This window comes from Vibrio neptunius (assembly GCF_000967495.1).
In the GTDB taxonomy this organism is placed as follows: domain Bacteria; phylum Pseudomonadota; class Gammaproteobacteria; order Enterobacterales; family Vibrionaceae; genus Vibrio; species Vibrio neptunius.
Genome location: NZ_JXXU01000039.1, coordinates 76550 through 87346 on the forward strand (window position 1 = coordinate 76550; position 10797 = coordinate 87346).

The following is a 10797-nucleotide window of genomic DNA, read 5'->3' on the forward strand; positions in this document are numbered from 1 at the left end:
ATACTGGAGGAAGCATTATGTCTGCATATCAGAAAGAATACCTTTGGGCACAGAAAAACCCACAGCAGTTTTGGAAAGCGCAAGCTGAGCAATTGGACTGGTTTGAGCAACCTAAGACCATTTTGCAAATGGATGAGAACGGTATTGAGCGTTGGTTCCCTGATGGTGTGCTTAACACTTGTTGGCTTGCACTTGATTACCATTGTGAACAAGGAAGAGGGGAGACCACAGCTCTGATCTATGACTCTCCTGTCACCAATAACAAGCAAAAGTACACATACAAAGAACTCAGGGATCAGGTCGCTAAGATCGCTGGGATGCTAGCGGAACAAGGGGTTGAAAAAGGTGATCGGGTTGTTATTTACATGCCAATGATTCCAGAAGCTGCAATGGCGATGTTGGCATGTGCACGATTAGGGGCTATTCACTCTGTTGTATTCGGAGGCTTTGCTCCCAATGAGCTTGCAGTACGAATAGAAGACGCTGAGCCAAAAGTTATTATGACAGCGTCTTGTGGTATCGAGATTAATAAAGTGATTCCATATAAACCTATGGTTGATAAAGCCGTAATGGATAGCCGTTGGAAACCAGAAAAGGTTTTGGTTTTACAACGCTCACAATGTAAAGCAGATTTAAATCAGGCGCGAGACGTAGATTGGATAAAGGCTTGCAACAACGCTTTACCTCATGCGTGCGTACCAGTTCTGGCTACTGACCCCCTCTACATTCTTTACACCTCAGGAACAACCGGAAAACCGAAAGGAGTAGTGCGTGACAACGGAGGCCACGCTGTCGCGATGAAGTACTCAATGAGTGCCATTTATGATGTTCCTCAGGATGGTGTTTATTGGGCGGCTTCTGATGTGGGCTGGGTAGTAGGGCATTCCTATATTGTCTATGCGCCGCTCATTCATGGTTGCACAACAATTTTGTTTGAAGGAAAGCCTGTTAGGACACCCAACCCAGGCGCCTTTTGGCGAGTATGTGAAGAGTACAAAGTCGATGTGCTTTTCTCTGCGCCAACGGCTTTTCGCGCAATAAAGAAAGAAGACCCCGATGGGAAGTTTATCAAGCAATTTGATCTTTCGAGTTTAAAAGCGCTCTTTATGGCGGGTGAGCGCTTGGATCCGCCAACGCTAGAGTGGGTCGAAACCAAAACACAAAAAACTGTGATTGATCATTGGTGGCAAACGGAGACTGGCTGGCCTATTGCAGGCAATCCGACAGGTCTTGAGCTATTGCCAGTGAGAGCAGGTTCGGCGACGAAACCCATTCCCGGTTATCAAGTGGAGATTCTTGATGAGTTGGGAGAGTCGGTTGCACCGAACAAACAAGGCTTTGTTGCTCTGAAACGACCGCTGCCACCAGGTTGTTTACCTACAGTCTGGCGCAACCATGACCGCTTCGAATCGGGGTATTTAAGTCAGTTTTCTGGGTATTATGTGTCTGGTGATGGTGGTTATCTTGATGATGAAGGTTACCTGTTTATCATGGGCCGTATCGATGATGTGATCAATGTTGCCGGACATCGATTGTCGACCGGTGAAATGGAAGAAATTGTTGGCGGTCATCCTGCTATCGCGGAATGTGCGGTTGTTGGTGTGCATGATGACTTAAAAGGGCAGTTACCATTAGGGTTTGTGGTGCTAAAGGACGGTGTCAAAGTCGATGACTTGCAGCTTGAAGGTGAACTTGTGGGTAAGGTACGAGATGAAATCGGTGCCGTCGCTTGCTTTAAACACGCACTGGTTGTTGAACGTTTACCAAAAACTCGTTCCGGTAAAATCCTACGTAAGACGATTCGACAAATCGCCGACGGCGAAAACTATACCATTCCTTCCACCATTGATGACCCCTCAAGCTTAGAAGAAATTCAGAAAGCGCTCGACTCATAGTTGAGATGGCGTTCCATAATTATTAAATCGCCCCTTTTGAAAGGGGCTTTTTAGTTGATAATTTTTTATGTTCGACTCACACTGTCGCTTTATTTGTGGCGCGAAAATAAAGTATGCAAGAAGTGAAAATTAGAGCAGCCCAACCACATGATTTGGAACAGCTCAATGATCTGATGTTCAGACTACACGATGAGCACCATAACCAATGTTCAGAGCACTTTAAACCTGCTGAGGAAATTGAGCAGGAAAAAAGTATTGGTCGATATTTAGATGACCCTGAATGTATCGTACTCGTCGCTAATTATAAACAACGGATTGTCGGGTTTATATCTGGTCATTTTTGTGAGCTGACTTCTAGTGTGAGTAGACCTGTGCAAATGGGAAGTATCGATGAACTTTATGTATTGCCTGAGTGTCGTAAGTCAGGGATCGCAAAACAATTATGTGAGTTGATCGAGCAGCGCTTTGACGACTGCGGTGTCAAGCAGATATTTGTTGAAGTGTGGCATTTTAACAGCATTGCCTTAGATTTTTATAAAGAATTCGGTTTCGAACATCATATCCATTGGCTCCGCAAGCCAGTGGATTAAATCAAGAAGTAATAAATGGCCATTTTTAAGCAGTTGGAACGAGTGTTTTTGTTTTTTTCACTCTCATTTTTTTCGTCTCTATTATTAGCAGAACAAAAACAACCTGAAATCGAAGGAGCAGCTTGTGTCATTCGTGCGGACGACAAATTAGTGCTCGTTAATGAAATCTTGACGGGTAAGTCATGGCTACCAGCAGGCAATGTCAAACAAGGTGAAAAGCCAGATTTGGCAGCGCAAAGAGAAACTTGGGAAGAAACGGGGCTGGTTGTTTCAATCAATAAAGTGCTAGGACAGAGAAACAACACTATCTATTACGATTGTATTTCGGATTCGGAGATCCTTGCTTTCCATATTGATGACTCATTTGATGCACACCAGATGCCAATATGGTTTGCACCGCATTATGGCGTTGAAATTGCGTCAGCAATGCTAATCCCACCTGAGATGATCAATGCGCACGAATATCGATTCCCTGAACAACTTAAACGGATTGCAGAATACTTTGAACAAGCAACGCCTCAGTCTGTCCGATATGTCGATAACTTGGTCGAATCTGCACCGAAATTACATCAAATGGAATTGGCTTGGTTAAATGAGTTCCGTTTGTTACTAGATAAGTTACCAATCCGTGCTGAAGCTATTGTTGAAGAGCTATTTAAGTTAAGCCTTCAACTCAATCATCCGCTCATGTTGCTGGTTCTCTTTCCTTATCTTTATTGGCGATTTGGGCGAGATTTTAGCTATAAAGTGTTTTTCGCTGTAACCATTACTTCACTGCTTGTTTTACTAGCGAAACAAGGGTTTCAGCTTCCACCGCCACAAGTTTATCTTGCGAGCAGTGTTTTGCCACAGTTCTCAGGTTATAGTTTGCCGAGCTTACCATTTGCTGTTTGGATGTGTGTTATTACTCTACTAATCAATAAAATGAGGGAAAACAGGCCAGATTATCTAGTAGGTGTGGGTGTGAGCTTGATTACTTGGCTGGCTATTTCCAGTTTTTACACTGGTACGCACTTTATTGTCGACATGGTGACTGGGTTGCTGATTGGCGGTTTGTGTGCCTGGCATCTGATTCGGTTAGATAATAAACCTGAAGCAGAGGTGATGCCTTTGATACAATCCAAAGTAACGTGGTTGGGGTTGATTGCTGCTGGGCTAGTCATGGTCTTCGTATGGCCGATTCCCGTATTTGGTGTTTGGTTAGGTATTATGATTACGGCATTAGGAGTGATGTACACAACCGACGAACGTGAAAAGAAAATTACATCAGAGCTTCTTGTTCCAATCACCTTATCCATGGTCGCGGTATTTTGGTTGTTCGAATACAGTGAAATATTGGTTTCTAGAAGCAGTGTTTTGTCATTTGGTTTGGATGTAGTTCGTTATCCAGTACTTATGGCTCTGTTTATGGTGGGCGTTAGGAAATTCGCAAAAGCTGCCTGATGGCAGCTTTTAGCATTAACGTTTCAGTATTACTTGAGTATGTATTTTTCGATGACTAATGCGACACCGTCATCATCATTGCTGGTGGTAATGTGATCGGCGATGGCTTTAGTTTGTTCCATGGCATTTTCCATTGCGACTCCGAGCCCCGCATAGCGAATCATGTGATGATCATTCTCCGCGTCTCCCATGCAAATAACTTGGCTGGCATGAATACCGAGGTAGTCTGCAATCGCTTTAACACCGACGCCTTTATTACTCTCAAGGTTGAGAAATTCTAGGAAGAACGGGGCACTTTGCACAATGGTGAATTCCTGATGGAGTAAATCTGGAATGGCTTTCGCAGCTTGCGTAAGTTTTGATGGTTCACCGACGATCATGGCTTTGATGATAGGGTGGTCATCCTCTAATAATTCGAACGCCATTTGCGTAATCGGTACTTGGTTAATGTCAGATTCCAAGGTAGTAAACTCGTTATTTTCAGGTGTAATTAAGCCGTGCTTAGTACTAAATGCATGACAGTACAATCCTAGCTCTTTAGCAAGCTTCGCCACTTGCTTCGCACGCCGACCATCGATGAAGGCTTGATGAATGACTTTTCCAGAGCCAATTTCTTTAACAGTACTTCCATTGTAAAAAACAACAAACTCATCGTTTCCTTCAATGCCGAGCTCTGTCAGTTTCTCTTGCATGCCTGCGAGTGGACGGCCTGAAGCAAGAACGACTTTTACTCCCTTAGCGCGCGCTTTTTCTATGGCGGTTTTTGTTCTTTCTGAAATGGATTTGTTGCTAGTTAGCAAGGTGCCATCCATATCCAAAGCAATTAGCTTGTACATATACTTACCTAAAACTTTTTAAAGTTATCACTAAAGAAAGAAGCAGATTAAATGAGTGAATCGCAATGATCAATTTCTGATTTAGTTGACCTTCGCAGTGCAGTCATTTATGGTCTCGTTCCTGCAAAATATTGAAGATGAGTTAGGCTGAGACAAAGTTGTACAAAATAAACGAAATGTTCGAAACCATTCAGGGTGAAGGCGTATTTACCGGCGTTCCTTCAGTGTTTGTTCGCCTACAGATATGTCCGGTAGGATGTGCTTGGTGTGATACTAAACAAACCTGGGATGCGACACCTCAAGACGAACGCCCGTTAGCGGAAGTGCTCGCGAAAACGGAAGACTCACCAACATGGTGTAGTGTGTCTGGAGATGACATTATCGAGCAGTATCGTCAACAAGGCTATCAGGCTAAGCATATTGTGATTACTGGCGGTGAACCATGCATTTACGACTTGCGTCCGCTCACAGAAGCATTTGAAGCGCTTGGATGTTCTTGTCAAATTGAAACCAGTGGTACATCACCAGTTTTTGCGAGTGAAAATACTTGGGTGACAGTGTCACCAAAGGTGGCAATGAAAGGTAAACTGCCAGTTCTGGACTGTGCTTTACTCCGAGCCAATGAGATTAAACACCCAGTGGCGACCGATAAAGACATTGAGCAACTCGATGCTTTGATTGAGCGAGCAGGCGTGCCTGAAAGTACGACCGTTGCCCTACAGCCGATCAGCCAGAAACCACGCGCCACTCAGCTATGTATTGATACTTGTATTGCGCGTAACTGGAGACTCTCTATCCAGACACACAAGTATCTAAGTATTGCGTAAGGGAAACGAAATGAAAAAAGCAGTTGTAGTATTTAGTGGTGGTCAAGATTCAACTACATGTCTCGTGCAGGCACTTAAGAATTTTGATGAAGTCCACGCGATCACTTTCGATTATGGTCAGCGCCATAAACTAGAAATTGAAGTGGCTCAAGCCCTTGCAAAAGAGCTCGGTGTTAAAGCGCATAAAGTGATGGATGTGGGCTTGCTGAACGAGCTTGCTATTAGCTCATTGACTCGTGATGACATTCCGGTTTCACATGAGCTGCAGGAAAATGGCTTACCTAACTCTTTCGTCCCTGGCCGTAATATTCTTTTTCTGACCTTAGCGGGTATTTACGCCTATCAAATTGGTGCTCAGACTGTGATTACTGGCGTGTGTGAGACGGACTTCTCAGGTTACCCTGATTGCCGCAATGACTTCGTTAAAGCGATGAACAGTGCGTTGGTTCAAGGTATGGATCGTAATCTAGATATTGTTACGCCGCTGATGTGGCTAAATAAGGCGGAAACTTGGGCTCTGGCTGACCAATACGATGCACTGCAGTTGGTGAGAGAAAAAACACTGACGTGTTACAACGGCATCATCGGTGATGGCTGTGGAGATTGCCCCGCGTGTGATTTAAGAAAAACGGGTTTAAATGATTATATCGACAACAGAGACGCTGTTATGGCCTCGTTAGTCAGTAAGCAAAGTAGTGAAGTGTAGAGCCTTTCTAAGATAGCTAGTACAAAAACGCCCTCAAATGAGGGCGTTGTTCTAATCAGGAGTGATTAATCCAGATACATTTTCGCAAGCTCAGATGGCTCAAGCTCTTTGCCTTCTAGCTGTGCATTCCAGTTTGTTCCAACTAGAACGCCATCTTCCGCTAGGGTTAGTAGCCAGTCTTCAACGAAGATATCTAGTGGAATTTCCAAAACCTCAAAATCTGACCACTCTTCCACGTTATGTGCTTGAGCGTCTTCCTTAGAAGACCAGAATGGCATGACTTCGCTGTTTTCAAATTCCGTAGAGTCGCAAGACAGCCAACCTTCTTCATTGCGAAGGCCCCAAACCAAGCTATTTGCTTTGGTTTCAGATACGAATAGCTCTAGGTTAGCTCGAATATCAGCAGTTAATTTGCTCATAGGATTTATCTCATAAGTAGAATCGCGCATAGGTTACCACTGTTGCTATGAAAGCTGAATAAAAATGGGCACATTGAATGCCCATTTAAATCAATAGGAGGCCTGTTACTTCGCTTTTTTAGTAAAGATTGTCCACTCTTTCTTTACACTGCCTTGATGGCCGACGACAGTTGCCACGACTTTGCGGTTTTTCGCATGTGTGATTTCGTCATCTCCTACGTCAGAAAGATTAGTATCACCGAAGCCGACAATTCTTATCCTAGTATGGCTGACTCCATTATTGACTAGAGCTCTTTCAACTGCTTCCGCGCGACGTTGTGATAATGCCATGTTATGGTTGTGGCTACCCACTTTACTAGCATAGCCTTGCAGCTCGATCGACGTAGATGGGTAAATTTTTAGAAAATCGGCCATCTCGCGAATTTGAGTTAGGAATGCAGGTTGGATATTACTGGAGTCATTCTCGAACAAAATATGAAGGTTCATTTCTTCTTCTGATTTAACATATGTCCCACATCCATCGTTATCGATATCGGCGCCCAATGGAGTATCAGGGCACAAATCTCGTGCGTTGATAACACCGTCTTTGTCATCATCGAGTAAGTCAGCTACCTGATGTGGTACGGGAGTTTTTCGGTAGTCATAGATGTCATCAGCATGGGTTGCAGTAGACAATAGACAAGCAGCAGCGGTAAGGGTGAAAAGTGATTTTTTCATATTAATACTCAACCGCCTTATTCCAATTCTCAGGGGTGTCTACACGCAATGCTGCTAGCAAACCGCCGGTAGCATTCATGACTCGATACTTTGCATACTGCTCTGCGTACTTAGCATCTAGGTAATCTTTCCTTGCCTCGAAAAGCTCGTTCTCTGTGTTTAAAAGATCAAGCAAGGTTCGTTTGCCAAGTTTGTATTGCTTTTCATAGGCGACAACGGTTTCAGATGCTGAATCAACCTGATCGGCAAGAAACTCTTTTTGTTGCAACGTGAGATCCAGTGCACTCCATGATAGACGCAGTCCTTCTTCAAGGCTGCGGAATGTACGATCACGAAAATCTTTCGCTTTGTTGAGTTGGTAAGCTGCACTCTCAGTTCGATCAGAATCGGAACCACCGTTGTACAAGTTGTAACGCATCCGAAGCATGGCGGAAGACTCGTTGCTATTACCGCGTATTCCCCCAGCATCATCACGCCAAATTTGGTTAGCTTCGATGGACAAGGTTGGGTAGTTTACCCCCTTAGTCTGGTCATACTGAAAACGTGCTGAGTCGACGTCAGATTGAGCGACTTTAATCACTGGGTGATTTTTAAAAGCAAAGTCCAGAGCTTCATCGATAGAAAACGGAATCGCATATTCATCGGCTCTTGGAAAAATCAAAGCTTGAGGTGATTGACCAACAATACGCGTGAATTGGGTATGAATGTCATAAAGGTTGTTTTGAGCAGCGAGTAGGTTACTGTGAGCTTTCGCAAGACGTGCTTCAACTTGAGAGAGATCCGCAGTCGAACCAATACCCGAGTCGACGCGTTTCTTTATATCGCTATAAATTTCTTTATGTACAGCCAGATTACTCTCAGAAAGGGCCAGCACCTCATAGGCTTTGGTTGCGTTGAGATATATGTCGGTAACTTCGAGTGCAATATCTTGTGAGTCTGCGAGCAACTGAAGTCTGACAGATTCAGCGTCGGCTGCTGTTCTATCCATATCATTGAGCGTTGCTGAACCATCCCAGATTAACTGGGTTAGACTCAGCGTAGCTTCTTTTCTGGTCAGTTCATCTTCTGTCCCAGAAGCTAAATCGACCTTTTCATAACCAATACCAGCATCTAAGTCGATGGAAGGCAGGTACGCACCTGATGATGCTTTCGCATCATAAAGCTTACTCATATATTCGTTGTACGAAGCTTTAATGTCAGGGTTGTTTGTTATTGTATAAGCTACTGCTTGTTCTAGTGTTTGACTCTGCGCTGGAAAAGAGAGCATCGTAACAACACTCAACAACTTAATCCTATTCCAATTCACGATGGGGCTCCTTGGGTACCTCTGAACGAGAGATATTACTTAAAGTTAAGGTCTCATTTATGAGAATTATCAATCTGCGACGTCAATAAAATAACACTGTCCGCTTATGAAGACTAACCTCTATTTAGGAACTGGGGGAATTGATCGTTAGCAAAACGCGGCTTAGAGAGTTTGAATGCCTGCGTAAAAATGCAACATAAAACTGCATTTAGAGGTTAACAGGGCGTGATGTTGATTCAAAAAATGGTTCCGAAATAGCAATCAATTTAGCTGAGGTCGTTAACACAATAAGCAAAAATGGTTTGTTTTGAAAATCGTCGATGTTAATTTGTCCATAGTGTCAACGTGTGTCGTTACGTTACCGGCTATCACTTTGACAAGGGAGTCGCTGTAAAGGATTAGGGGTTTATCATGGGATTTGGTGCATATGTGGCAATTGGTAACCTGACTGCTGGAAGGGCTATTGCAATAGATAAGGACGGCAAAGTTCGCGTGTTAGATAGCAACGAAGTCGTTGCACCCGGCGAGTTGGTGATGTCCGTGGGCGAGCCCAATCAGAATGTCGCCGACGTGAACATTGGCATTATTGATGACAGCTCTGAACTCCAAGATCTAACAAACGAAATCGATGATATCATCGCGGCGCTGGAACAAGGCCAAGACCCAACCCAGTTGGGTGATGAGTTTGCAACTGCCGCAGGCGGCCAAATAGCTTCGAGCCTAACGACGATCGACTCCATCGTTAGAACAGGTGATGAAACTATCGCCCGTACAGAGTTTGTTACTCAAGGTCTCGAAAACCTTGGTATTTCCAGAACTCAGAGCCTCACTCTATTGGAACAGTACCAGTCCTTTCAGCAAGCCCCTACATTTACTGACCAGAGCACAAACAGCAGCCCTTTTTCTAACGACATATCTGTAACAACTAATGAAGATACATCGGTAGGTGGGCAGGTGACTGCTACTGATCCTAATCCCGATGACTCCCTCACTTTTTTAATTTCTTCCCCCCCCGCAAATGGCTCTGTGTCAATCAACCCTATATCTGGAGTATGGGAGTACATTCCCGAAGAAAATTACGACGGTTCTGACTCGTTTGAGGTAACGGTAGATGACGGTAATGGTGGGACGGACACTGTCATCGTTAATGTTGATGTCATCCCAATTCCGGCGATATCTGTTTTAGGAGATGCTCAAGTTAACGAAGGTAGTCAAGCTGGCTATATCATAGAATTCGATAAATCGTCAAATCAAGCCACAACGTTAAAATTGACTTTGTCCTTGGGCTCAGCTGAAGGAACGGATTTGGCAGGGATGGGCGTCGAAGTGTTGAACTCTTCTGACAATTCTATTCCGTCACAGCGAATTGCGCTCATAGTAGGTGCTGATGGAACGGTAGAAGTGCCAGCGGGTGTCACTTCTCTTGGTGTTACTGTCAATACGAACCAAGACACAACATTTGAAGGTTCGGAAGACTACCAACTTAACGTTTTGCCTCTGTTCGGTCTGGTTGGAGATGGTGCTGGTAGCAGCAGTGTAAGCACCGTGATTTTGGACAATACCAGTAATGAATCAGATGTTCCGCAACTCACTGTCAGCAATGCAGCTGTGCTTGAAGGCAACACTGCTGTCTTTGATATTGCGCTGTCAAACAATGTTGACGGTGATGTAACGTACAATTTTTCACTTAATCTCAATGGTGACACTGCTCAAGCCGCTGACTTTGCTGAAAACACAATCAATGTCAGTTTTCAGATAGCGGGTGTTACTCAAACTGCTATTACGAACCAAGATGGCAGTTATTCCATCCCGGGCAACGCGACCAATATACAAGTCTCTGTTGAAACCGTGAATGATGACATCTTCGAAGCAATCGAAAGCTTTACTTTGGATGCTAATGCGAGTGCCACAGTGGGTGGTGAGAGTTTTAATCTCAATGAATTCGGAGTGGGCACGATCAATGATGAATTCGATCGCCCAGACTTAACCGTGACAGGCGCAGGGACCGTCTCTGAAGGTGAGGTGGCAACCTTCAGTCTCAACCTTTCTAACCCTGTT

Annotated in this window: 10 protein-coding genes; 6 read left to right on the forward strand and 4 right to left on the reverse strand. The window is 44.2% G+C overall.

The features are described 5' to 3' along the window. The first annotated feature begins 17 nt into the window (after positions 1-17). The 3 genes from TW84_RS13065 (at position 18) to TW84_RS13075 (ending at position 3928) form a co-directional block, all read left to right on the forward strand. The gene (locus tag TW84_RS13065) at positions 18-1895 is read left to right on the forward strand and encodes a propionyl-CoA synthetase (RefSeq protein WP_045976078.1); all 1878 of its coding nucleotides are present in this window, start codon (positions 18-20) and stop codon (positions 1893-1895) included. Between the two features lie 113 nt (positions 1896-2008). Further along, positions 2009-2485, forward strand: coding sequence for a GNAT family N-acetyltransferase (locus TW84_RS13070; protein ID WP_045976079.1), 477 nt, complete (start codon positions 2009-2011; stop codon positions 2483-2485). Between the two features lie 15 nt (positions 2486-2500). Further along, complete coding sequence (locus TW84_RS13075; RefSeq protein WP_045976080.1) at positions 2501-3928, forward strand: bifunctional NUDIX hydrolase/phosphatase PAP2 family protein; 1428 nt, start codon at positions 2501-2503, stop codon at positions 3926-3928. Positions 3929-3957: 29 nt separating this feature from the next. Here TW84_RS13075 and TW84_RS13080 read toward each other — a convergent pair whose 3' ends face one another. Continuing rightward, positions 3958-4764 (reverse strand): Cof-type HAD-IIB family hydrolase, encoded by an 807-nt coding sequence (locus TW84_RS13080; RefSeq protein WP_045976081.1) that lies wholly within the window; start codon positions 4762-4764, stop codon positions 3958-3960. 176 nt (positions 4765-4940) lie between these two features. Here TW84_RS13080 and queE point away from each other — a divergent pair, with 176 nt between their 5' ends. Then, entirely contained in the window at positions 4941-5591 is a 651-nt protein-coding gene (gene queE / locus TW84_RS13085) for a 7-carboxy-7-deazaguanine synthase QueE (RefSeq protein ID WP_045976082.1), read from the forward strand. Positions 5592-5601: 10 nt separating this feature from the next. Next, on the forward strand, positions 5602-6297 hold the full coding sequence (gene queC, locus TW84_RS13090) for a 7-cyano-7-deazaguanine synthase QueC (RefSeq protein ID WP_045976083.1): 696 nt from the start codon (positions 5602-5604) through the stop codon (positions 6295-6297). Between the two features lie 65 nt (positions 6298-6362). Here queC and TW84_RS13095 read toward each other — a convergent pair whose 3' ends face one another. From TW84_RS13095 to TW84_RS13105, 3 genes are all read right to left on the reverse strand, one after another. After that, positions 6363-6716, reverse strand: a complete 354-nt coding sequence (locus TW84_RS13095; protein WP_045976084.1) for a DUF2750 domain-containing protein — start codon at positions 6714-6716, stop codon at positions 6363-6365. A 105-nt stretch (positions 6717-6821) separates the two neighbouring features. Beyond that, complete coding sequence (locus tag TW84_RS13100) at positions 6822-7433, reverse strand: OmpA family protein (RefSeq protein WP_084720232.1); 612 nt, start codon at positions 7431-7433, stop codon at positions 6822-6824. Position 7434: 1 nt separating this feature from the next. Further along, the gene (locus TW84_RS13105; protein ID WP_045976086.1) at positions 7435-8739 is read right to left on the reverse strand and encodes a TolC family outer membrane protein; all 1305 of its coding nucleotides are present in this window, start codon (positions 8737-8739) and stop codon (positions 7435-7437) included. Between the two features lie 411 nt (positions 8740-9150). Between TW84_RS13105 and TW84_RS13110 the strand changes: the two genes are divergently transcribed. Then, a partial coding sequence (locus tag TW84_RS13110; protein ID WP_045976087.1) for an Ig-like domain-containing protein occupies positions 9151-10797 on the forward strand: 1647 nt, incomplete at its 3' end.